Here is a 23,354-nt window from a genome sequence, read left to right as displayed (position 1 = left end):
ATGCTGTGTTCCGGCAACGGTAAGCACCGCCGCTCGTCCAAGGCCACCCGTGCCATCGCGCTCGCCGGTGTCGCCGGCGCTGCCATCGCAGGCCCGCTCCTCGCGGCCGGGAACGCCTCCGCGGCCACCGCCGCCCAGTGGGACGCCGTCGCCCAGTGCGAGTCCGGCGGCAACTGGCACATCAACACCGGCAACGGCTTCTACGGTGGTCTGCAGTTCACGAACTCCACCTGGGCCGCGTACGGCGGCACCGCCTACGCCTCCCGCGCCGACCTGGCCACCAAGGGCCAGCAGATAGCCGTCGCCGAGAAGGTCCTCGCGGGCCAGGGCAAGGGCGCCTGGCCGGTGTGCGGCAAGGGCCTGACCAGCGCCACGTACAACGGTTCCGCGGCCACCGGCTCCTCGAGCGGCGCGAAGAGCACCACCCCGAAGAGCACCACCACCCGCTCGACCGAGCAGCAGGCGGCCAACCGCTCCGCGCAGCGCCCGGCCCCGAAGAAGACCGTCACCACCCCGACCGGCCAGAAGGTCAAGAAGGGCGACGGCGAGTACAAGGTGGTCAAGGGCGACACCCTCAGCTCGATCGCCGCGAGCCACCACGTCCAGGGCGGCTGGAAGAAGCTCTTCGACCTGAACAAGGACATCGTCCAGGACGCCGACCTGATCTACCCGGGCCAGCAGCTGCACCTGAAGTGACAGCCACCCGGTAGCCGGACCGCGGCCCCTCCCAGTCGTGACCCCCACCGTGGGGGTCACGTGAGGGCCCACCCCCGTCCCCACGGGCTCCCCGCTCCGGTGCGTGTTCCCCCGTACGCGCCGGAGCGGGGCTTTCTGCTGTCCGGCCCCTTTGTCCTACGGCCCCTTTGTCCTCCGGTCCCTTGTCCTCCGGCCGCTTCGCCGCCCGGCCGCGCGGATTTCACCCCACCTTTCCCCGGCTCTTTGTTCCGGGCAGGAACAATGTGTACCGTCACCTTGTCCACGGGACGGTCGGTAGGCCGGCCGACAGCCCGGGGCGGTTAGGCTCTAGTCGCAAGGCACAGCCGCAAGGCAGACAGCCCCGCACTTCCAGCGTCACATCCAAGAAGGAGATGCTCGTGCCGTCCATCGACGTCGTCGTAGCCCGGGAAATCCTGGACTCCCGAGGCAACCCCACGGTCGAGGTCGAGGTCGGCCTCGACGACGGCAGCACGGGTCGTGCCGCCGTCCCGTCCGGCGCCTCCACCGGCGCCTTCGAGGCCATCGAGCTCCGCGACGGTGACCCCAACCGCTACCAGGGCAAGGGTGTCGAGAAGGCCGTCCTCGCCGTCATCGAGCAGATCGGCCCGGAGCTGGTCGGCTACGACGCCACCGAGCAGCGCCTGATCGACCAGGCGATGATGGACCTGGACGCCACCGACAACAAGGGCTCCCTCGGCGCCAACGCGATCCTCGGCGTCTCCCTCGCCGTCGCCCACGCCGCCTCCGAGGCCAGCGACCTGCCCCTGTTTCGCTACCTGGGCGGCCCGAACGCGCACCTGCTGCCGGTGCCGATGATGAACATCCTGAACGGCGGCTCGCACGCCGACTCCAACGTGGACATCCAGGAGTTCATGATCGCCCCGATCGGCGCGGAGTCCTTCTCCGAGGCGCTGCGCTGGGGCACCGAGGTCTACCACACGCTGAAGAAGGTCCTGAAGAGCAAGGGCCTCGCCACCGGCCTCGGCGACGAGGGCGGCTTCGCGCCGAACCTCGGCTCCAACCGCGAGGCCCTCGACCTCATCCTCGAGGCCATCAAGGAGGCCGGATACGCCCCCGGCCAGCAGATCGCCCTCGCCCTGGACGTCGCCGCCTCCGAGTTCTACAAGGACGGCAAGTACCTCTTCGAGGGCAAGGAGCGCTCCGCCGCCGAGATGACGGAGTACTACGAGGAGCTCGTCGCGGCCTACCCGCTCGTCTCCATCGAGGACCCGCTGTTCGAGGACGACTGGGCCGGCTGGAAGGTCATCACCGACAAGCTCGGCGACAAGGTCCAGCTGGTCGGCGACGACCTGTTCGTCACCAACCCCGAGCGCCTGGCCCGCGGCATCGAGGAGGGCGCGGCCAACGCCCTGCTGGTCAAGGTCAACCAGATCGGTTCGCTGACCGAGACCCTGGACGCCGTCGAGCTGGCCCAGCGCAACGGCTTCAAGTGCATGATGTCCCACCGCTCCGGCGAGACCGAGGACGTCACCATCGCCGACCTGGCCGTCGCCACCAACTGCGGCCAGATCAAGACCGGTGCCCCGGCCCGCTCCGAGCGCGTCGCCAAGTACAACCAGCTGCTGCGCATCGAGGAGATCCTCGACGACGCCGCGGTGTACGCCGGCCGTTCGGCCTTCCCGCGCTTCAAGGGCTGAGACGAGGCCGGAGCAAGCCGCTGGGGCAAGCCCGGGCAAGGCTTGGCCGGTCGTACGTACGTCCCCGTACTCGGTCCCGTACCGTGTGCGGGGACGTACGCGCGTGTGAAGGGGAGGCGGGAGACATGGCCGGGAAGGACCGCGACCGGTTCTCCACCGCGACCAGGCTCAGGCTGCTCGGCGAGCAGACGGCCGCCCGGGTCTACCGCTCCCAGACCCGGCGCCAGGCCCGCCGCTCCCGGCTCACCGGCCGGGCCGCGCTCCTCGCCCTCGTCCTGTGCTCGCTGATCGTGGCGCTGGCCTACCCGATGCGGCAGTACGTCTCCCAGCGCGGCGAGATCGCCGACCTGGAGCGGCAGCAGGAGCAGGCCCGCAAGCGCGTCGAACAGCTGCGCGACCTGAAGGCGCGCTGGCAGGACGACGCCTACGCGGAGCAGCAGATCCGGCAGCGGCTGCACTATGTGATGCCGGGGGAGACCGGCTACATCGTGATCGACCCGGACGCGGTCAAGCAGTCGCGCGCGGACCGTACGACGGCCGTACGCCCCTGGTACGCCGGCCTCTGGGACGCGGTGGACAGGGCCGACAAGGCGGACAGGGCCGACGGCCCGGCCGGTGAGCGCACCGCGCCCTGACGCGTCCGTCACGCGCCCGGACGCTCCCCGACGCACCCTGACGCACCCATGAGAAAGACAGCCCGAAAGAGAGCCATGGAAACCCCTCCGCCGCCCACCCCGCGCACCGAGCCGACGGACGCGGACGTCCAGGCCGTCAAGCAGCAGCTCGGGCGCCCCCCGCGCGGGCTGCGCGCGATCGCGCACCGGTGCCCCTGCGGGCAGCCGGACGTCGTGGAGACGGCGCCGCGGCTCCCCGACGGCACCCCGTTCCCGACGACGTACTACCTGACGTGCCCGAAGGCCGCCTCCGCGATCGGCACGCTGGAGGCCGACGGCGTCATGAAGGAGATGACCGAGCGCCTGGCCACGGACCCGGAACTGGCCGCCGCCTACCGCGCCGCGCACGAGGACTACATCGCCCGCCGCGACGCCATCGAGGTCCTGGAGGGCTTCCCCAGCGCGGGCGGCATGCCGGACCGGGTGAAGTGCCTGCACGTCCTCGTGGCGCACTCCCTGGCGGCCGGACCGGGCGTCAACCCGCTCGGCGACGAGGCGATCGCGATGCTGCCGGAGTGGTGGCGCAAGGGTTCGTGCGTGGGGGCCGAGGTTTCCGAGGAGGACACCAAGTGACGCGGGTCGCCGCCATCGACTGCGGTACGAACTCCATCCGGCTCCTGGTCGCGGACGCGGACCCTGACACGGGCGAACTGGTCGACCTGGAGCGGCGGATGACCATCGTCCGGCTGGGGCAGGGCGTGGACCGCACCGGACGTCTCGCCCCCGAGGCGCTGGAGCGCACGTTCGCCGCCTGCCGGGAGTACGCCGAGGTCATCGGGAAGCACGGCGCGGAGCGGGTCCGTTTCGTCGCCACCTCCGCGTCCCGGGACGCGGAGAACCGGGACGAGTTCGTCCGTGGGGTGGTGGACATCCTCGGCGTCGAACCGGAGGTCATCTCCGGCGACCAGGAGGCGGAGTTCTCCTTCACGGGGGCGACCCGGGAGCTGATGGGCCGCACGGATCTGGCCACGCCGTTCCTGGTGGTGGACATCGGCGGCGGCTCCACGGAGTTCGTCGTCGGCGACGGCCATGTGCGCGCCGCGCGGTCCGTGGACATCGGCTGCGTCCGTATGACCGAGCGGCACCTCGTGCGGGACGGGGTGGTCGCCGACCCGCCGACCGAGGAGCAGATCGCGGCCATACGGTCCGACATCGAGGCGGCGCTGGACCTGGCGGAGCAGACGGTGCCGCTGCGGGAGGCGCACACGCTGGTGGGTCTCGCGGGGTCGGTCACCACGGTCTCGGCGATCGCCCAGGACCTGCCGGAGTACGACTCGACGCGGATCCACCACTCCCGGATCTCCCACGACCGGGTTCGGGAGATCACAAGTGCGCTGCTCCACTCCACCCACGCCGAGCGTGCGGCGATCCCGTCGATGCACCCGGGCCGCGTGGACGTCATCGGCGCGGGCGCCCTCGTCCTGCTGGCGATCATGGAACGGATCGACGCGACGGAGGTCGTGGTCAGCGAGCACGACATCCTCGACGGCATCGCCTGGTCGATCGCGTAACCACCGCCGCCCTCCCTGAACTCGACCCCGGGGGCTCCGGGCCGGGCGCTGTAGCGCGGTCGGCCGTATGGGGTTGGCGGGGCTGGGAGGCGGTGGGCTGGTTGTCGGACGCGGCAGCGTGGCCGTATCGGCCCGGGAGCGAGTCCTCCCCAGGCGGTCGCCCTGAGCGGGGGTCTGGAGCGGCAGCCCCCAGGGACGGGATGGGCAGGGGCGGCGGAGGCGAGCAACCCAGGGCCCGCAGCCCCGCGCGGCGCCACCCCTCCCGCGCCGCAGCCCCATGGAGCCCGGCTTCCTCCTTCTCGCCCCCACCCTGACAGCCCCTCAGGCGTCCTCATGCCGAGATTTTTCTACCCGCCGGTAGCCTCTCCTGAGCAGGTTGGGTAACGTATGAGCGCAGTTCCCGGGGCCTTCCCGGCCCCCGGCCGGCACGCCGCCGGAAAACTTCGTGAAGTTCTTCACAAGAGAAACGCCCCTGCTGGGCGACGATTCGCCGTCGTTGGGCCGTCCGTGTGGCTCATGGGGGCTCCGAGGGTGCTCGCACGAGCGCGTCGGAGGGTGCCCCGAGGGGGGCGAAGGGGCCCTGTGCGGAGCCCCGGTGGGGCGCTTCGAAACCCGGAAGGGCAGCTCACGCGGCCTTGACAACGGACAGTTCGCCCCGGGGTCCACCACCCGACACCATGACCTTGGTCACGTGGGCGGCGGAGTGTAGCAGATACCCCACCCGAGCTTGTGAAGGGGCGCACGAGCCACCCCCCTGAGGCGGGTGGATACTCGATGGCATGAGCACCACGGAGCGTCCCAGGATCCTCGTAGTAGGCGGTGGGTACGTAGGCCTGTACGCAGCTCGTCGCATTCTGAAGAAGATGCGCTACGGCGAGGCGACCGTCACGGTCGTCGACCCGCGCTCGTACATGACCTACCAGCCCTTCCTTCCCGAAGCCGCCGCCGGCAGCATCTCCCCCCGGCACGTCGTCGTCCCGCTGCGACGCGTGCTGCCGAAGGCGGAGGTCCTCACCGGCCGGGTCACGACCATCGACCAGGACCGCAAGGTCGCCACGATCGCCCCGCTGGTCGGCGAGGCGTACGAGCTGCCCTTCGACTACCTGGTCATCGCGCTCGGCGCGGTCTCCCGCACCTTCCCGATCCCCGGCCTCGCCGAGCAGGGCATCGGCATGAAGGGCATCGAGGAGTCCATCGGCCTGCGCAACCACGTTCTCGAGCAGCTCGACAAGGCCGACTCCACGACCGACGAGGAGATCCGCCGCAAGGCGCTCACCTTCGTCTTCGTCGGCGGTGGCTTCGCCGGTGCCGAGACCATCGGCGAGGTCGAGGACATGGCCCGGGACGCGGCCAAGTACTACAAGAACGTGTCCCGCGAGGACATGCGCTTCATCCTCGTCGACGCCGCCGACAAGATCCTCCCCGAGGTCGGCCCCAAGCTGGGCAAGTACGGCAAGGAGCACCTCGAGGGCCGCGGCGTCGAGGTCTACCTGTCCACCTCCATGGAGTCCTGCGTCGACGGCCACGTGGTGCTCAAGAACGGCCTCGAGGTCGACTCCAACACCATCGTGTGGACCGCGGGCGTCAAGCCCAACCCGGCGCTGGCCCGCTTCGGGCTGCCGCTCGGCCCGCGCGGTCACGTCGACTGCGAGCCCACGCTCCAGGTCAAGGGCACCGACTACATCTGGGCCGCCGGTGACAACGCCCAGGTGCCCGACCTCGCCGCCCGCAAGGCCGGTGTGGAGAACGCGTGGTGCCCGCCGAACGCCCAGCACGCGCTGCGCCAGGCCAGGGTGCTCGGCGACAACGTGATCTCCGGTATGCGGGGCTTCCCGCAGAAGGACTACAGCCACGCCAACAAGGGCGCGGTCGCGGGCCTCGGCCTGCACAAGGGCGTCGCGATGATCGTCATGGGCAAGATGAAGATCAAGCTCAAGGGCCGCCTCGCCTGGTACATGCACCGCGGCTACCACGGCCTGGCCATGCCGACCTGGAACCGGAAGATCCGCGTCTTCGCGGACTGGACGCTCGCCATGTTCCTCAAGCGCGAGGTCGTCTCGCTCGGCGCGATCGAGTCCCCGCGCGAGGAGTTCTACGAGGCCGCCAAGCCGGCCCCGGTCGCCGCCGCGCACAAGTCGGAGGAGAAGGCCAAGGCCTCCTGACCCCCGGTCACCGACAGCGCCCGAAGGGGCCGCCCGCCATCCGTGGTGCGGGCGGCCCCTTCGGCGTATCCGGGCCCGTACCCCTTCCGCGGTGTGCCAGGCATTTTGCACAGCCGTAACGCCAACGGGGGACTGCGGCCGGGCCCCGTAGATGTTTACGTGGTGTCGGACATTCCGGGATCCCCCGTCACGGAGGTGTGCACCATGGCAGACGCCGCGCCGCGGCTGAAGAGCCTCGTCGAACAGATCGTGGGAGCCCCGCTCCCCGTGCGCGTCCGCGCCTGGGACGGCTCCGAGGCAGGGCCTCCGGGAGCTCCCGTCCTCGTCGTGCGCAACCGCCGCGCCCTGCGCCGCCTGCTGTGGAAGCCGGGCGAACTGGGCCTCGCCCGCGCCTGGGTCGCCGGGGACCTGGGCATCGACGGCGACCTGTACACCGCCCTCGACCTGATGGCCGGCCTGATCTGGGAACGCGGAGAGGACGCCCGCACCCTCGCCCAGGCGCTCCGCGATCCTGACGTCCGCGCCGCCGTCCGCGGACTCGTGAAGCTGGCCGGGCCCTTCCCGCCGCCCGCGCCGCCCCGTGAGGAGGCCCGCCGGGTCCGCGGCCACCTGCACACCCGGCGCACCGACAGACGCGCCATCAGCCACCACTACGACGTCGGCAACGACTTCTACGAGATCGTCCTCGGCCCGTCCATGGTGTACTCCTGCGCCTACTGGGAATCGCCGGACGGCACCCTCGAGGACGCCCAGCGCGACAAGCTGGAACTCGTCTGCCGAAAGCTCGGCCTGAAGCCCGGTCAGCGCCTCCTCGACGTCGGCTGCGGCTGGGGCTCCATGGCCATCCACGCCGCCCGCGAGCACGGCGTGAGCGTCGTCGGTGTCACCCTCTCCCAGGAGCAGGCCGCCTACGCCCGCAAGCGGGTCGCCGACGAGGGCCTCACCGACCGCGTCGAGATCCGGGTGCAGGACTACCGCGACGTCGCCGACGGCCCCTACGACGCCATCTCCTCCATCGGCATGGCCGAACACGTCGGCGCGGAGAGATACCTGGAGTACGCCCGTGCGCTGCACGCCCTGCTCAAGCCCGGCGGGCGGCTGCTCAACCACCAGATCGCCCGTCGCCCCGAGCGGGACGAGTCCTCGTACTCCGTCGATCCGTTCATCGACGCCTACGTCTTCCCCGACGGCGAACTGGCCCCCATCGGCACCACGGTGACCCAGCTGGAGCGCGCCGGGTTCGAGGTCCGCGACGTGGAGTCGCTGCGCGAGCACTACGGCCTCACCCTGCGCCGCTGGGTCGCCAACCTGGAGGCCGAGTGGGTGCGGGCGCAAGCGCTCACCAGCCCCGGCCGGGCCCGCGTCTGGCGCCTGTACATGGCGGCCTCCGCCCTCGCCTTCGAACACAACCGCATCGGCGTCAACCAGGTCCTCGCGGTACGGACACCGGAGTCGGGCGCGTCCGGGATGCCGCTGCGGGCGCGCACCTGGGGCGCGTGAGTCCCGCCCGTACGACGAAGGGGCCCTGTTCCGCGCCGGAACGGGCCCCTTCGTGGTGGGTACCGCTACTCGGACTTGATCGCCGTCAGCATGTTCAGGCGCGCCGCGCGCCGGGCCGGCCACAGCGCGGCCAGGACGCCGACCGCCGCCGCCAGCAGGAGGAACACGGCCATCCGGGTCCAGGGCAGGACCAGTTCGTACGTCGCCATCTTCGTGCCGAGCAGTTCACCGGCCGCCCAGCCGAAGAACACACCGAGCCCGATGCCGAGCACCCCGCCGAACAGCGAGATGACGAGGGACTCCAGACGGACCATCCGCTTGATGCCCTTGCGGTCCAGGCCGATCGCGCGGAGCATCCCGATCTCCTGCGCACGCTCGAAGACGGACATGGCGAGGGTGTTGATGACACCGAGGACGGCGACGATCACCGCCATGGCGAGCAGGCCGTAGAGGATGTTCAGCATCAGCGTGAAGATCTGCGCGACGCTGTTGGAGATGTCCTTCCTGTCCTGCACCTCGATGGCCGGGTTGTCGCCGAGGGCCTTCACCAGCCGGTCCTTGGCCGAGGAGGAGGCGCCGCCGGACGTCTTCACCATCACCTGCATGTCGGACGGGTCGCTCTGGTGCGGGGAGAGCGTCGCGTTGTCCAGCATGATGCCGCGCATCATCTCGGTGCCCTGGTAGACGCCGGCGATCGTCAGCTGCTGCTTCCCGCCGTCCTCGTACGACACCGTGAACCGGGATCCGGCCGTCCAGTGGTGGGACTCGGCGGTGTCGTGGTCGACGACGACCTGGGTGCCGCCGACCTTGAAGGAGCCCTCGTCGAGCTTCAGGTCCGTCAGCTCGCCGATCGTGGCGCCGTTCACGCCGGTCAGGTACTCGGTCTGTCCCTCGATGCGGGAGGGCGCGTTGCGCAGCGGGCTGGTCGCGGTCACGCCGTCGGTCGACTTCAGGGTCTTCTCGACGTCGGGAGAGAGCGGGTAGCGGTTCGCCATGGACACCACGTAGTCCGCCTTGATCGCGGAGGACGCCATCTTGTCGATCGCGGTCTGCAGACTGCCCGCCATCACGGTCAGACCGGTGATCAGGGTCAGGCCGACCATCAGGGCGGAGGCGGTGGCCGCGGTACGGCGCGGGTTGCGCACCGAGTTCTGCCGGGCCAGCTTGCCCGCGACGCCGAAGACGCGCAGGACGGGCGCGGCGGCCGCGATCAGCGGGCGGGACAGCAGCGGCGTGAGGACGAAGACGCCGACGACCAGGAGGGCCGCGCCGAGGCCCATGGGGGCCTGGGCGTCCGAGGTGTTGTCCAGCGTGGTGGCGTACACGACGGTGACGACGCCGGCGGCGGCGAGCAGGGCGCCCAGCGTGTTCCGCAGGACGAGGGACTTGGTGGTGGCCTTCGCGTGGACGCTGCTCATCGCGGCGACCGGCGGGATCTTCGCGGCGCGGCGGCCGGGCAGCCAGGCGGCCAGCATCGTGATCAGGATGCCGACGGCGAGGGCGGTGGCGACCGTGCCCGGGGAGATGACGAGCGGCCCGTCCGGAACGCTGCCGCCGAGCCTGCCCATCAGGGACCGCAGGCCCGCGCCGATGCCGATGCCGGCGACGAGCCCGGTGACGGCCGCGACGGCGCCGACCACGAACGCCTCGATGAGCACGGACCGGGTGACCTGACGGCGGGAGGCGCCGACCGCCCGCAGCAGCGCCAGCTCCTTGGTGCGCTGGGCGACCAGCATCGTGAAGGTGTTGGCGATGATGAACGTGCCGACGAACAGCGCGATGCCCGCGAAGACCAGCAGCGAGCTGCGCAGGCTGCTCGTCTGGTCGGCGATCCGCGTGGCCTGGTCGTCGGCGAGCTGCTTGCCGGTGGTGGTGTAGGCGACGTCCTTGGGCAGGACGGCGTCGACCGCGGCCTGGAGTTCGCGCTGGCTGGTGCCCGGGGCGGCCTTCACGTCGATCTCGTCGTACGCGCCGGCCTTGTGGAACAGCCGCTGGGCGGTGGCCGTGTCGAAGAGGGCGAGGCTGCCCCCGGCGGCGACGTTGCCGTCGTCGGTGGTGAAGACGCCGGCGATCCTCGGCGTCAGCACGGGACCGTCGATGGAGAGCCGCACGGTGTCCCCGGCCTTGAAGCCGGCGCGCTGCGCGGTGTGGGAGTCGATGAGGACCTCGTCCCGCCCCTTGGGCGCGTGCCCGCTGACGAGCGGATACCGCGGGTCCTTGTCGCCCCAGTAGTTCCCGCCCTGGGACTGGAAGCCGCTGCCGATGAGCTTGCCGTCCTTGCCGGCGACGGCGGTGAAGCCGCTGACGACCCCGACGGCACCGTCGGCGCCGCGCACCTCGGCCGCCTTGTCGAGCAGCGCCTGTGTCAGCTTCGGCTCCTTGCCGACGGTGTCGCCGGTGTCGTTGCGACTCTCGGGCTGGATGGCCACGTCCACGTGGTCGAAGCCCTTGGCGGAGCTCTTCTGGTAGGCGTCCGAGATGGTGTTGGTGAACACCAGGGTGCCCGACACGAACGCCACGCCGAGCATCACGGCGAGCACGGTCATGAGCAGCCTGGCCTTGTGCGCGAGCACGTTGCGCAGGGCGGTACGGAACATGTGTCTGTCCAGGGCTTGGTGGTTGCGGTGAGTGGTGTTCGTCCCCAGGGGCTCCGCCCCTTCGGCCCGCCAGGGGGTGCCGCCCCTGGATGCCGCTCCTCGAACGCCGGAGGGGGCTCGGTGTGCAGCCGAGGGCGGGGCGGTCCCTTTCAGCCGAGTCCAGGCAGAACGAGCCCATCCGGCGATCGAGGACGAGGCCGCAGGCCGATCGAGGGTCCGGGGGGCCGGAGCCCCCGGGGGTGCTGGGGGACGTGGTCCCCGCTGGGCGGTCCGGGGCGCAGCCTCAGCGGGGACCGAGGGCGGAGCCCTCGGAGGTGATGGGGCCAGCCCCTGTCAGGACGTGCGGCCCTTCGCGTCGAACCGCTTCATGCGGTCCAGCACCCCCTCCGCACTCGGCCCGTGCATCTCGTCCACGATCCGCCCGTCCGCCAGGAAGATCACCCGGTCCGCGTACGCCGCCGCCACCGGGTCATGGGTGACCATCACCACCGTCTGCCCCAACTCCCGTACGGAGTTGCGCAGAAAGCCCAGCACCTCGGCGCCCGACCGGGAGTCCAGGTTCCCGGTGGGCTCGTCACCGAAGATGATGTCCGGTTTGGACGCGAGCGCCCGGGCGACCGCCACGCGCTGCTGCTGACCACCGGACAGCTGTGCGGGCCGGTGGCTCAGCCGGTCCGACAGGCCGACCATCTGGATCACGGTGTCCAGCCACTGCTTGTCCGGTTTGCGGCCCGCGATGTCCATCGGAAGGGTGATGTTCTCGAGCGCGGTCAGCGTCGGCAGCAGGTTGAACGCCTGGAAGATGAACCCGATCCTGTCCCGGCGCAACTTGGTGAGCTGCTTGTCCTTCAGCGCGCCCAACTCGACGTCACCGACGCGTACGGAACCGGAGGAGAAGGAGTCGAGCCCGGCGACGCAGTGCATCAGCGTCGACTTGCCGGAGCCCGAGGGTCCCATGATCGCCGTGAACCGGGCCTGCTGGAAGTCGACGGTGACCCGGTCCAGGGCCACCACCTGGGTCTCGCCCTGACCGTAGACCTTCGACAGGTCCGTGGCGCGGGCGGCCACCGCGGTGGTCCGGTCGGCGAGGGGGGTGCTGGTCACGGGAGCTGCTCCTGTCGGGAAGGCGACGGTGAAGAGGACGTGTCCCATCGTCGCCGCGCGTCGGCGCCGTGGAGTCAGCCGCTGTTCCGGTTCCCGGGGCAGCCTTCGGGCGGACCGCCACGGCCCGCGTCATACCTGGGGATGACACGGGCCCCTGAGCCACCGGCCCTGAAAAGCGGTTGATCACCCGAAGTGGAATCGCTTCCGCACCCCTCCTTCAGGGCGGTGAAATTCCGTCATTTCACATACAAGGGCCGCGCTTCCCCGAAAGGCTATTGGCAAGTGCGGATGGCCCGTACCGGGTGCTGATGCACCCTCAGACATCAATAAAATAAGACAACATCGCGTCCTCGGTCCGCTGTTCGAGGGACGCGTCCCGATAGGCTCGGAGCGCTCGATGCGGTGCCCAGGCCTGCCCGGATGGTGGAATGCAGACACGGCGAGCTTAAACCTCGCTGCCCCTTCGCGGGCGTGCCGGTTCGAGTCCGGCTCCGGGCACTTCCCTGATCAGTGACCCGCTGATCATCTTCGGTCGGCGAGCGGCTCGACGGCGAGTGGTGGGGCCCGAACGGCTTCTGCTGGACCGCACCGGGCGGGATGAGGGCCGTCGCGGGGCCGGCCGTCGGCTGTGCGGGCGGGTGGCACTCAGGGGCGCGGCGTCAGAGATACGTTTCGTCGAGGTGGGTCGCGGGCTTCGTGGCCTCGGCTCCCGGCAATCGCAGCGAGAACCAGCCAACCTTGTGGCCGAACAGCCAGACGAGGCCCAGGTACAGGTTCGGGGCCACCTGGCGCACCTCATCGCGTAGGCCCATGGCCAGCAGGGACGTCCGCGAGTAGTCGACGACGATGCAGTCCTTGCCGTCCAGCCGGCTCGGCCCCACCGAGACCTTCGCGATGAAGGCGAGCACGTCCAGGGGCGTGAACCGGTTGCTCAGATGGCCGTCCGGACTGAAAACCTTGCCCCGCCACAGGCCGAGGCTCACGAACACGGCGACGAACCGCGCTCCCACCGATCCGGCCCAGGGCAGAATCGCCGTGCCCTCCAGCGGACCCCTCGGGATCTCGCCGGGCGGACTCGTGCGGAAGATGTCCTCGAGCCGCTGCTCCCCAGCCTTGAGCAGCTGGACCTCATCGAGTACCACGCGCGTCCTCCCGGCCGTCGCTCCCTGCCCACGCCCCCGCCAGCTCCACCTTGGGCACGGTCGGCGCGGCCCACCACCGCTGATGAGCCGAACGGCTTGAGCCGGGGTGTGGGGCGGCACCGCGATTCCGCGGACAAGGGAAGGAAGGAGAGGAGCGGTCGTTGACAGGAGGGCGGTGCGGTCGGAGACTGCTCTCCGGGCAGAGGTGAAGTAATTTTCACTGTACGAACAGCGCGAAGGGCGTCGGGATGCGTACCACCGTCGGCATCATCGGAGCGGGGCCCGCCGGGCTGCTGCTCGCGCGGCTGCTGCACAACGCCGGCATCGACTCCGTCGTGCTGGAGGCCCGCGACCGGGCCTATGTCGAGCGGCGCCAACGGGCCGGGATCCTGGAGCAGGGGTCCGTCGACGTGCTGCGGGCCGCCGGGGCGGGCGAGCGCATGGACCGTGAGGGCCTGCGGCACGACGGGATCGAGCTGCGTTTCGCGCGCCGCCGCCACCGTGTCGACTTCCCCGCGCTGACCGGCGGCCGCTCCGTGATGGTGTACGCGCAGACCGAGGTCTGCAAGGACCTCATCGCGCTCCAGCTCAAGGAGGGCGGCCCGCTGCTGTTCGAGGCCGAGGCGCTCGCCGTCGAGGGCGCCGACGGCGACAGCCCGCGGGTGCGCTTCCGGCACGAGGGGAGCGAGGACGTCCTGGAGTGCGAGTACGTCGTCGGGTGTGACGGCTTCTGGGGCGTGTCCCGCAAGGCGGTTCCCGCCGGACTGTCCCGCGTCTTCGAACGTACGTACCCATTCGGCTGGCTCGGTGTCCTCGCCGATGTCGCACCCTCGCACGACGAACTCGTCTACGCCCGCCACGACCGCGGCTTCGCCCTGCTGAGCATGCGCTCCCCGTCCGTCTCCAGGCTCTACCTCCAGGTGCCGGAGGGTACGGACGCCGAGGAGTGGGCCGACGAGGAGATCTGGGACGAGCTGGAGCGCCGCTTCGAGACCGCCGACGGCTGGACACTCGCCCGGGGTCCCATCACCTCCAAGTCGGTCACCCCGATGCGCAGTTACGTCCACGAGCCGATGCGCCACGGCCGGCTCTTCCTCGCCGGGGACGCCGCCCACATCGTGCCGCCCACCGGCGCCAAGGGGCTCAATCTCGCCGTCGGCGACGTCGTCACCTTCGCGCGGGCGCTGACGCACCAGCAGGAGACGGGCTCCGGCGAGCTGCTCGACGTCTACTCCGAGACCTGTCTGCGCCGCGTCTGGCAGGCCGAGCGGTTCTCGTACGAGATGACCACGCTGCTGCACCGCGCCCCGGACGCCACGCCGTTCGACGACCGCATCCAACTGGCCCGGCTGGAACGGCTCACCACCTCGCGCGCCGCCGAGACCGACCTCGCCGACGGGTACACGGGCTTCCCGCTGGGGTGACGCGGGTGGCGTCACCCGTCCGGGCGAAGGCGGCCCTGATCGCTCGCCCGGATGATCAGTGGCCGGTCTCGACTCTGTACCGGCTTCGTCATGGGTGAGACGGATCCTCGCCGGGAATCACACCAGCGCGTAGCGTGTTGCGTGCGATGAGGAGGGGAAGATCCTCCTCAAGCAGTACGGCCAATTCTTTGCCTGTCTATTACTCTTGAGCCAAGGCCACGCAGGGTGGTCATGGAGGAGTGAAATGAGGAGCAGCAACCCGGTCTTCTCGCGACGGGGGTTCAGCCGCGACAACGGCTACGCGGGCTTCAACACCGCGCCGCAGGCCGGGGGAGCCCCCGTCGGTACGCAGGGCAACCCGTACGCGCAGAACCCTTACGCGGGCGGCAACCCCTACGCTCAGAACCCCTACGCGCAGAACCCGTACGGACAGCAGACGCAGTACGGCGCCCCGCCGCAGGCCCCGGCCGCCCCCGGCCGGATGACGATGGACGACGTCGTCATGCGCTCGGCGATGACGCTCGGCACGGTCGTCGTCGGCGCGATTCTCGCCTGGGCGCTGCTGCCGGTCTCGTCCACCAGCTTCGGTCTCGCGTTCGGTTCCGCGCTGGTCGCGTTCGTCCTGGCGATGGTGCAGTCCTTCAAGCGCACGCCGTCGCCCGCGCTGATCCTGGGGTACGCCGCCTTCGAGGGCGTCTTCCTCGGTGTCATCAGCGAGATGTACAACGCGCAGTGGCACGGCGCACCCTTCCAGGCCGTGCTCGGCACGATGGCGGTCTCGGGCGCGACCCTGCTCGTCTACAAGGCGGGCTGGATCCGCGTCACCGCGCGGTACGCCCGGATCGGCATGGCCATCGCCATCGCCTTCGTCCTGACCATGGCGGTCAACCTGCTGCTGGTCGCGTTCGGCGTCGCGCCGGACGGCGGGCTGCGCAGCATGGGGCCGCTGGGCGTGCTGGTCGGTGTCATCGCGATCCTGCTCGGCGCCTTCTTCCTGACGCTCGACTTCAAGCAGATCGAGGACGGGGTCGCGTACGGGGCGCCGCGCGAGGAGGCCTGGCTGGCGGCGTTCGGCCTGACCATGACCCTCGTGTGGATCTACGTGGAGATGCTGCGGCTCGTCGCGATCTTCAGTAGCAACGACTAGTCGTCGTCGGCGCTCCCGGCGCTTTGAAGGGCCCGTGAACCGTGGTTCACGGGCCCTTTCAGTGTGCGCGGCTCACATGAGTTTGCGCGCTGCCCTCCTCAGGTCGTACTCGTGGATGATCGCCTTGGCGTGGCCGTACGCGAGATTGTGCTCGTGCCGGAGCCAGCTGACCTTCTCCTCGAAGCAGAGAGCGGGGCCTTCGTCGACGGTTCGCAGCCAGTCGGACACTTCACGACCGGTGCAGTGGGGGATGCGGGCGAGCAGGTTGCGATGGGTCTCCTCGGAGAAGACTTGGGACATCGGCGCCTCCGGACGCACTCGATGAAGCCGGTCCTTCAGGTCACCGTGCCTGAGCGTTCGCCTGTTGGCAACAGTGCTGCCGCGACGCGTACGCTCGCCGCGTGCTTGATACGACGCCTTTGACCCGGGCCGTGGATCACTTCGCCGACCGGTTGCGGGCCGCTCCGCAGAGCCGGCTGCAACGGGGCGCGGCGGCCGAAGCGCTCGCGCTCGCCAGGGAGTTGGCGCGTCGCGCCCAGCTTCTGGAGGACCCTTCGGCCGAGCCGCGGGAGATGCCGGACGCGGGCATGTTCGCGGCCGCCGACCAGATCACGGTCGCCGGGCACGATCTGGCCATCGTCCTGCGGGACGAGAAGGAACTCGCCGAGGCCGTGGCGCTGGTGGAGGAGGCGCAGAAACGCGCCGGGGTGTGAGGAGGTGCCACCATGCGCCAGGGGCGAGGAGGCGCTGGAACGCGCCGGGGTGGGACGGCCGATTCCCGTTCCCCGGCGCGGCCCCGTGCTGTCCCGGCGTGACGTCGTGATGGCGCGGTGGCCTGACCACCGTGACGTCGTGGTGGCGTGACTACAGGGATGCGATGACGCGGTCCGCGAGGACGTAGACGGTCTCCTCGCCGCACACGAACGTGAGGGCGTAGGCGCCCGAGACGCCAGAGCCGCCGAGCAGGACCGGGGTGTGGCCGGCGGTCAGGGCCGCGGCCAGGCGCTCCGCGGTCTCGCGGTGCCCCGGGGTCATGCACAGCGTCGTACCGTCCGCGAAGACGTACACGTCCAGGGTGCCCAGCGGGCCCGGGCGGACGTCGGCGAGTTCGGTGCCGGCGTCGGCCAGCCTCTCCAGGCAGTTGACCGTGCGCTCGTGGTCGCCCGTGACGGGGGAGGGGTTCGGGACGAAGTCGGGGTGTGAGGGGTGACGGCGGCGGGCGGCGGCCAGTTCGGGGGAATCCCCGGGGAACTCGGTCTCGTCGGCGCCGGCCTCGGTCACCGGTTCCAGGCTGTCGAACTCCAGGCCCGCGAAGTCCGCGGAACGGGGCAGGAACAGCTCGCTGTCGGGCAGGCCGAACAGGGTGGGGGCGTCGGCGATGTCGCGGGCCTCCTGGGCGGCCCAGAAAGCGCGCGCCTCGGCCAGCTCCCGCTCCCGCTCCTCCGCGAGCGCCTCGGCCACGGCGGCGCGTATCTCCTCCGCGTCGGCGGCGGTGCGGGCGGCGGGCACCAGCCCGCGCGCCTGCACGGCACGGCTCTCGACGAGTTCGGCGTGCAGGGCCGCGACCTGCCGGCGCAGCGCCCGCACGCTGCACAGGACGGCGACGCCCACGCCCGCGGTCGCGGCGGTGGTGAGCAGCAGAGCTATCGGCATGGCGCTCACTGACGTACTCCTGGTTCAAGGTCGGCCCCCGACTTCCTACATCAGCTTGAAGGGTGGACTAACCAGCTGTCAGTGCGTAACGTCACGAAACGGACATGAGGTTGCCCTCAATGTTTACCAGATGGGCCGCTGTGACCTGCGGAAATCCCCTTCAGAGGGAGATAGGTCACATCCTGGGGGAGATTGGGTTACAAATCGGCCCGAAGCTCTGCCGGATCCTGGGAGCGGCGGAGCTCCGGGCCGTCGCGCGGGTGGCGCGGGCGGAGGTCAGCTGAGGCGTTCGATGACCATGGCCATGCCCTGGCCGCCGCCGACGCACATCGTCTCCAGCCCGAACTGCTTGTCGTGCCACTGGAGGGAGTTGATCAGGGTGCCGGTGATGCGGGCGCCGGTCATGCCGAAGGGGTGGCCGACGGCGATGGCACCGCCGTTGACGTTCAGCTTCTCCAGCGGGATGTTCAGGTCGCGGTAGGACGGGATCACCTGGGCGGCGAAGGCCTCGTTGATCTCGACGAGGTCGATGTCGTCGATGGTGAGACCGGCGCGCTGCAGGGCCTGCTTGCTGGCCTCGACGGGACCGTAGCCCATGATCTCCGGCGACAGCCCGGAGACGCCGGTGGACACGATGCGGGCGAGCGGCGTGAGCCCCAGCTCCCGGGCCTTGGTGTCGCTCATGATGACCAGGGCGGCGGCGCCGTCGTTCAGGGGGCAGCAGTTGCCGGCGGTGACACGGCCGTCGGGCCGGAAGACGGGCTTGAGGTCGGAGACTGCCTCCAGGGTCACCCCGGGCCGCGGCCCGTCGTCCTTGCTGACGACCGTGCCGTCCGGGAGGGTCACCGGGGTGATCTCGCGCTCCCAGAAGCCCTTGGCGATGGCCTGCTCGGCGAGGTTCTGCGAGCGGACGCCGAACTCGTCCATCTCCTCGCGGGTGACGCCCTTCAGCCGGGCGAGGTTCTCGGCGGTCTGGCCCATCGCGATGTACGGGTCGGGGATCAGGCCGTCCTCGCGCGGGTCGTGCCAGTCGGCGCCCTCGGACTCGGCGACGGCGGCGGTGCGGGCCTCGGCGTCGGCGAAGAGGGGGTTGTGGGTGTCCGGGAGGCCGTCGGAGGTGCCCTTGACGCTGCGGCTGACCATCTCGACGCCCGCGGAGATGAAGACGTCGCCCTCGCCGGCCTTGATGGCGTGCAGGGCCATGCGGGACGTCTGGAGGGAGGAGGAACAGTACCGGGTGACGGTGCAGCCGGGGAGGTGATCCATCCCCATCTGTACGGCGACGATACGGCCGAGGTTGTGGCCCTGCTCGCCACCGGGGAGGCCGCAGCCGAGCATCAGGTCGTCGATGTCCTTCGGGTCCAGGGCGGGGACCTTGTCGAGGGCGGCCTGGATGATCGTGGCGGTGAGGTCGTCCGGGCGGAGATCCTTCAGGGAGCCCTTGAAGGCTCGGCCGATCGGGGAACGGGCGGTCGAGACGATGACGGCTTCGGGCATCACGGCTCCATTGCGCGAGGATGAGCAGGGCTGTGGGGGAAGTTACCCGTACGTACCGTGGAGGTCACGGGCATGGGCGTGTGACTCGGGCCGCAATTTTCTAAGCGCTTGCTTGGGCCTCCGGCGGTTCGGCCGGAAACGGTGCGGGTGGGGTGGGCACGCCGTTCGCCGGGGCTGCGCCCCCGGGGCCCCGCTCCGGCCTGCGGCCCGGTCCACCGGCCTGCGGCGCGGTCCACCGGCCTGTGGCGCGGTCCACCGGCCTGTGGCGTGGTCCACCGGCCTGTGGCGTGGTCCACCGGCCTGTGGCGTGGTCCACCGGCCTGTGGCGTGGTCCACCGGCCTGTGGCGTGGTCCATCGGCCTGTGGCGCGACCATCGGCCTGCGGCCTGGTCCACCGGCCGCCGGCCTGGTCCACTGGTCAGCGGCCACCGGCCACCGGTCATCGCCGCCCGGCGCCCGGCGCCCGGCCGCCGGCCACCGGCCGCCGGACGGGCGGAACGTTGCGGGGCGGCGCCCCTCCCGGATCGGGAGGGGTGGCGTGGGTGGGTAGGGCGGCTGCGGGCTGTGTGTGGCTGGTCGCGCAGTTCCCCGCGCCCCTTTCGGGGCGCAGCCCCGGTGGGGAGCTCCGCGAGGGGTGCAGGGGACGGAGTCCCCGCCGGGGTCTGGGGGCGGAGCCCCGAGCAGGAGTGCAGGGGGGCGCGGTCCCCGCCGGGGTTTCAGGGGCGGAGCCCCTGGTGGGGTTGAAGGGGCGGAGCCCCTGGAGGTGGGACGGGTAGGGGCGGCGGGGGCGAGGAACACCCCCGGTGTGACGCGGGGGCGGGGGCGGGGAAACGCCCCCGGTGTCATACGGATGGTTCCGGGGCCGTGGTCGGGGTCGCCTCCGGGGTCGGCAGGCGGCGGCGACGGCGGCGCTTGAGCAGGGCCCACGGCCCCCGCGGCCCCGTCGGCATCGCGGCCGTGACCTCCGTGCCCGCCTCGTCCGCGGCCTCCGCCGCGGCCCGGGCCACCGGCAGGAAGCCCTCGCGGCGGGACGCGTCCGGGCGCTCCTCCTCCGCCGGCCACAGGCCGAGCGCGGCGCACACCGTCGGCAGGACCGCCATCGCCGCCGTGGCGTACCCCTCCGCCGAGGGGTGGTAGTTGTCGGGGCCGAACAGTTCACGAGGGTTCGCCTCGAACTCGGGGCCCAGCAGGTCGCCCAGCGAGACCGTACGGCCCCCCTGCTCCACCACCCCGATCGTCTGGGCCGCGGCCAGCTGCCGGGAGGCCCGGCGGGCCAGCCACCGCAGCGGCTGCTGCACCGGCTCGATCGTGCCGAGGTCAGGGCACGTGCCGACGACGACCTCCGCACCCGCCGTACGCAGGCGCCGCACCGCCGTAGACAGATACCGCACCGACCGCGTCGGCGGCATCCGGTGCGTCACGTCGTTCGCGCCGATCATGATGACGCAGATGTCGGGAATCCGGTCCTGGGCCGCGAGCGTCAGCGCCACCTGACGGTCCAGGTCGTCCGACTGCGCCCCGGGAAGGGCGACGACGCGCAGCTCCACCGGCCGTTCCGCCACCGCCGCCAGCCCCGACGCCAGCAAGGCCCCCGGCGTCTGCCGGGAGCGGTGCACGCCCTGCCCCGCGGCCGTGGAGTCGCCGAGCATCACCAGCCTCAGCGGTGGTTCGCCGAGGGCGCTGTAGCCACGTCCGTACAGGCCGTCCGCGCTCGGCGGATGCGGGCTGTGTCCGTTGCCCACATGGCGCTTGGCCAGCTGCACCTCGGCGACCAGCAGCCCGACGGCGGCCGCCCCGACCAGGCCGATACCGCCGCCGCCGTACGCCGCGCCCGCCGCGATGCGCCGGGCCACTCTCGCCCTCGACATGCTCGACATGCGTCGCCGCCACCTCCTCGTAGCCGTACATCCACTGCTTGCCCCGTACGCCCCGTCGCCCAATCTCAACGACGCGTGAACGCCCGGGACGGCCCCTGCCCGAGGGCTCGTTGGCTCAGCGCACCCGCCCGGGCGGTACGAGCGCTTACGCTGGCGGAACCATCACGACCACTTCCTGTGCAGCAACCGGAGACAACGGTGCAATTCCACGACTCGATGATCAGCCTGGTCGGCAACACCCCGCTGGTCAGGCTCAACCGCGTGACCGCCGGCATCAAGGCGACCGTTCTCGCGAAGGTCGAGTACTTCAACCCCGGCGGTTCCGTCAAGGATCGCATCGCCCTGCGCATGATCGAGGCGGCCGAGCAGAGCGGCGAGCTGAAGCCGGGCGGCACGATCGTGGAGCCGACCAGCGGCAACACGGGCGTCGGCCTTGCGATCGTGGCCCAGCAGAAGGGCTACAAGTGCATCTTCGTCTGCCCGGACAAGGTCTCCACCGACAAGATCAACGTGCTGCGTGCGTACGGCGCCGAGGTGGTCGTGTGCCCGACGGCGGTGGCCCCGGAACACCCGGACTCCTACTACAACGTCTCCGACCGGCTCGTCCGTGAGACCCCGGGCGCCTGGAAGCCCGACCAGTACTCCAACCCCAACAACCCCCTGTCGCACTACCACTCCACCGGCCCCGAGCTGTGGGAGCAGACGGAGGGGAAGATCACCCACTTCGTCGCCGGCGTCGGCACCGGCGGCACCATCTCCGGCACCGGCCGCTACCTGAAGGACGCCAGCGGCGGCCGGGTCAAGGTCGTCGGCGCCGACCCCGAGGGCTCGGTGTACTCCGGCGGCTCCGGGCGGCCGTACCTGGTCGAGGGCGTCGGTGAGGACTTCTGGCCGACCGCGTACGACCCCACCGTCGCCGACGAGATCATCGCCGTCTCCGACAAGGACTCCTTCCAGATGACCCGGCGGCTGGCCCGGGAGGAGGGCCTGCTGGTGGGCGGCTCCTGCGGCATGGCCGTCGTCGCCGCCCTGCGGGTGGCCGAGCGGCTCGGTCCGGACGACGTCGTGGTGGTGCTCCTGCCCGACAGCGGGCGCGGCTACCTGAGCAAGATCTTCAACGACGAGTGGATGGCCGACTACGGCTTCCTCGAGGACACGGGCCCGAGCGCGCGCGTCGGCGACGTGCTCAAGGACAAGGAGGGCGCCATCCCCTCCCTCGTCCACATGCACCCCGACGAAACCGTCGGCCAGGCCATCGAGGTGCTGCGCGAGTACGGCGTCTCGCAGATGCCGATCGTCAAGCCGGGGGCGGGCCACCCGGACGTGATGGCCGCCGAGGTCGTGGGGTCCGTCGTCGAACGCGAGCTGCTGACCGCCCTGTTCGCCAAGCACGCCTCCCTGGACGACCCGCTGGAGAAGCACATGTCCCCGCCGCTGCCGCAGGTCGGCTCCGGTGAGCCGGTCGCGGACCTGATGTCCGTGCTCGGTGCGGCCGACGCGGCGATCGTCCTGGTGGAAGGCAAGCCGACCGGGGTGGTCAGCCGACAGGACCTGCTGGCGTTCCTGGCCAAGGGGGGAAAGCAGTAGCAAACGTCCGGTGAACCGGGCGTGTCACCGGGGAACTTCCGGTGACGGGCGGGAAGAGCCGCTTCTCGGAAGTGGTACGAGCGCGTCACGTCCGCGCAGCACCCGCTTAACACGGGTCCGGCACATTGGTGGGTGTCGGCAGGCGGCGGGAGCGGCTCCCCGCCCCGGCCGGCAGCGAACGGCGCCAAGGACCTCCGGAGCGGCTCCCGGACCTCCATGGACGCCACGGACGCGCAAGCCCGGCCCTGACCCGGCCCGCGTCCCCCGCGGGGACCGCCGTCGTCCCGCCCCCCGGCAACGGGGGTGCGGCGGTCCCCGCGCGCACTCTTTGCGCCTAACCGGCGCCGCTCTCGCGGATGTGGTGCTCGCCGTCGGGGTCCCTCAATTGATGGTTGCGGTGGGCGTCGGGTTTTCGTTCGGCTGGGGATCGTCAGTATCCGGGCAGGGTCAGAACCCGGGCTGGGTCGGAACCCGAGCAGGGTCAGAACTCGAGCAGGGTCAGAACCCGAGCAGGGTCAGTTTTCCCACTCGGCGTCCTGGGGGGACTTGCGGCGGCGGCCGAAGAGGCCCGGGTTGGTGCGGGCGGCCTGGACCGCGTTGACGCCGACGATGCCGAACCAGGCGGCCACGAGGCCGGACATGCCCCCGAAGGAGCCGCCGATCGCCGAGAGCGGGATCGCCACCACCAGCGACACGATGCCGAAGCCGAAACGCTCGCCCCAGGAGTCCGTCGCCCGGGGCGACCGCGCGCCGCGCGCCACGACCATGCGCTGCTCGGCCAGCTGCCGCCGCACCCGGCGGTCGATCGCGCCGTCGATGCGCTGGTCGACCTTCTCCAGGAAGGATTCGACCAGCGCCGACTCGTACTCCTCGCCCAGTTCCCTGCGGGCCTGCAGGGTGGCGTTGAGTTCCTTCTTCAGGTCGGCGTCACGCGCGTCCATTCCGGTCATGCGCACAACGGTAGGGAAGCGGGAGCCTGCCCGCACTGGGGAGAACCCCCCGTTCCGGCGGGGGTCCACCGGCAGGAGGGGCAGTTTCTTCGGCGGCGGAGCCGCGGCGCCGGGTGCGGGCACCGCCGGCCCGGCGGATGGCCGAGAACGCCGA

At 71.1% G+C, this 23,354-nt stretch carries 19 protein-coding genes and 1 tRNA gene; 12 read left to right on the top strand and 8 right to left on the bottom strand.

Annotated features, from left to right (window positions below; genetic code table 11):
* The 7 genes from ACIRC0_RS30780 (at window position 1) to ACIRC0_RS30750 (ending at window position 8,222) form a co-directional block, all read left to right on the top strand.
* Window positions 1–696 carry a transglycosylase family protein gene (locus tag ACIRC0_RS30780; RefSeq protein WP_403622470.1) on the top strand — a complete coding sequence of 232 codons (696 nt, stop codon included), beginning with the start codon at window positions 1–3 and terminating at the stop codon, window positions 694–696.
* Window positions 697–1,088: 392 nt separating this feature from the next.
* Window positions 1,089–2,375, top strand: coding sequence for a phosphopyruvate hydratase (eno, locus tag ACIRC0_RS30775; protein ID WP_200420638.1), 1,287 nt, complete (start codon window positions 1,089–1,091; stop codon window positions 2,373–2,375).
* 125 nt (window positions 2,376–2,500) lie between these two features.
* Window positions 2,501–3,010 carry a septum formation initiator family protein gene (locus ACIRC0_RS30770; RefSeq protein WP_403622467.1) on the top strand — a complete coding sequence of 170 codons (510 nt, stop codon included), beginning with the start codon at window positions 2,501–2,503 and terminating at the stop codon, window positions 3,008–3,010.
* A 75-nt stretch (window positions 3,011–3,085) separates the two neighbouring features.
* Window positions 3,086–3,622 carry a DUF501 domain-containing protein gene (locus ACIRC0_RS30765; RefSeq protein WP_403622464.1) on the top strand — a complete coding sequence of 179 codons (537 nt, stop codon included), beginning with the start codon at window positions 3,086–3,088 and terminating at the stop codon, window positions 3,620–3,622.
* On the top strand, window positions 3,619–4,560 hold the full coding sequence (locus ACIRC0_RS30760; protein ID WP_403622461.1) for an exopolyphosphatase: 942 nt from the start codon (window positions 3,619–3,621) through the stop codon (window positions 4,558–4,560). The genes ACIRC0_RS30765 and ACIRC0_RS30760 overlap by 4 nt, the downstream gene beginning before the upstream one ends.
* Window positions 4,561–5,339: 779 nt before the next feature.
* On the top strand, window positions 5,340–6,722 hold the full coding sequence (locus ACIRC0_RS30755) for an NAD(P)/FAD-dependent oxidoreductase (protein ID WP_403622458.1): 1,383 nt from the start codon (window positions 5,340–5,342) through the stop codon (window positions 6,720–6,722).
* A 204-nt stretch (window positions 6,723–6,926) separates the two neighbouring features.
* Entirely contained in the window at window positions 6,927–8,222 is a 1,296-nt protein-coding gene (locus ACIRC0_RS30750; RefSeq protein ID WP_403622455.1) for a class I SAM-dependent methyltransferase, read from the top strand.
* Window positions 8,223–8,287: 65 nt separating this feature from the next.
* On the opposite strand, the gene ACIRC0_RS30745 is transcribed toward ACIRC0_RS30750, so the two are convergent.
* Both ACIRC0_RS30745 and ACIRC0_RS30740 read right to left on the bottom strand, forming a co-directional pair.
* Window positions 8,288–10,819: an ABC transporter permease gene (locus ACIRC0_RS30745; RefSeq protein WP_403622452.1), complete on the bottom strand. Its 2,532-nt coding sequence runs from the start codon at window positions 10,817–10,819 to the stop codon at window positions 8,288–8,290.
* A 333-nt stretch (window positions 10,820–11,152) separates the two neighbouring features.
* On the bottom strand, window positions 11,153–11,923 hold the full coding sequence (locus ACIRC0_RS30740; RefSeq protein ID WP_403622449.1) for an ABC transporter ATP-binding protein: 771 nt from the start codon (window positions 11,921–11,923) through the stop codon (window positions 11,153–11,155).
* Window positions 11,924–12,337: 414 nt separating this feature from the next.
* Here ACIRC0_RS30740 and ACIRC0_RS30735 point away from each other — a divergent pair.
* A tRNA-Leu gene (locus tag ACIRC0_RS30735) sits at window positions 12,338–12,421 on the top strand.
* 161 nt (window positions 12,422–12,582) lie between these two features.
* On the opposite strand, the gene ACIRC0_RS30730 is transcribed toward ACIRC0_RS30735, so the two are convergent.
* Entirely contained in the window at window positions 12,583–13,065 is a 483-nt protein-coding gene (locus ACIRC0_RS30730) for a hypothetical protein (protein WP_403622446.1), read from the bottom strand.
* Between the two features lie 248 nt (window positions 13,066–13,313).
* Here ACIRC0_RS30730 and ACIRC0_RS30725 point away from each other — a divergent pair, with 248 nt between their 5' ends.
* Together ACIRC0_RS30725 and ACIRC0_RS30720 are read left to right on the top strand one after the other, a co-directional pair.
* Window positions 13,314–14,489, top strand: coding sequence for a 4-hydroxybenzoate 3-monooxygenase (locus tag ACIRC0_RS30725; protein ID WP_403622443.1), 1,176 nt, complete (start codon window positions 13,314–13,316; stop codon window positions 14,487–14,489).
* Window positions 14,490–14,733: 244 nt separating this feature from the next.
* Window positions 14,734–15,636 (top strand): Bax inhibitor-1/YccA family protein, encoded by a 903-nt coding sequence (locus ACIRC0_RS30720; protein ID WP_403622440.1) that lies wholly within the window; start codon window positions 14,734–14,736, stop codon window positions 15,634–15,636.
* A 72-nt stretch (window positions 15,637–15,708) separates the two neighbouring features.
* Here the strand turns inward: ACIRC0_RS30720 and ACIRC0_RS30715 are convergent, their stop codons facing one another.
* Complete coding sequence (locus ACIRC0_RS30715) at window positions 15,709–15,936, bottom strand: DUF4287 domain-containing protein (protein WP_200420627.1); 228 nt, start codon at window positions 15,934–15,936, stop codon at window positions 15,709–15,711.
* Between the two features lie 101 nt (window positions 15,937–16,037).
* Here ACIRC0_RS30715 and ACIRC0_RS30710 point away from each other — a divergent pair, with 101 nt between their 5' ends.
* Window positions 16,038–16,349 carry a hypothetical protein gene (locus ACIRC0_RS30710; protein WP_403622437.1) on the top strand — a complete coding sequence of 104 codons (312 nt, stop codon included), beginning with the start codon at window positions 16,038–16,040 and terminating at the stop codon, window positions 16,347–16,349.
* A 151-nt stretch (window positions 16,350–16,500) separates the two neighbouring features.
* On the opposite strand, the gene ACIRC0_RS30705 is transcribed toward ACIRC0_RS30710, so the two are convergent.
* The 3 genes from ACIRC0_RS30705 to ACIRC0_RS30695 form a co-directional block, all read right to left on the bottom strand.
* Window positions 16,501–17,298 carry a hypothetical protein gene (locus ACIRC0_RS30705; protein ID WP_403622435.1) on the bottom strand — a complete coding sequence of 266 codons (798 nt, stop codon included), beginning with the start codon at window positions 17,296–17,298 and terminating at the stop codon, window positions 16,501–16,503.
* A 267-nt stretch (window positions 17,299–17,565) separates the two neighbouring features.
* Window positions 17,566–18,786 carry an acetyl-CoA C-acetyltransferase gene (locus ACIRC0_RS30700; RefSeq protein ID WP_403622432.1) on the bottom strand — a complete coding sequence of 407 codons (1,221 nt, stop codon included), beginning with the start codon at window positions 18,784–18,786 and terminating at the stop codon, window positions 17,566–17,568.
* Between the two features lie 842 nt (window positions 18,787–19,628).
* A complete protein-coding gene (locus ACIRC0_RS30695; RefSeq protein WP_403622429.1) occupies window positions 19,629–20,663 on the bottom strand; it encodes an SGNH/GDSL hydrolase family protein in 1,035 nt (344 codons plus the stop codon).
* A gap of 198 nt (window positions 20,664–20,861) precedes the next feature.
* Here ACIRC0_RS30695 and ACIRC0_RS30690 point away from each other — a divergent pair, with 198 nt between their 5' ends.
* Entirely contained in the window at window positions 20,862–22,250 is a 1,389-nt protein-coding gene (locus tag ACIRC0_RS30690; RefSeq protein ID WP_403622426.1) for a cystathionine beta-synthase, read from the top strand.
* A gap of 515 nt (window positions 22,251–22,765) precedes the next feature.
* On the opposite strand, the gene ACIRC0_RS30685 is transcribed toward ACIRC0_RS30690, so the two are convergent.
* Complete coding sequence (locus tag ACIRC0_RS30685) at window positions 22,766–23,191, bottom strand: hypothetical protein (RefSeq protein ID WP_403623015.1); 426 nt, start codon at window positions 23,189–23,191, stop codon at window positions 22,766–22,768.
* Between the last annotated feature and the right edge of the window lie 163 nt (window positions 23,192–23,354).

Origin of the sequence: Streptomyces sp. NPDC093984 (assembly GCF_044764595.1) — a bacterium.
GTDB classification, from domain to species: Bacteria; Actinomycetota; Actinomycetes; order Streptomycetales; family Streptomycetaceae; genus Streptomyces; species Streptomyces cynarae.
This window is presented reverse-complemented; position numbering and strand designations above follow the sequence as displayed.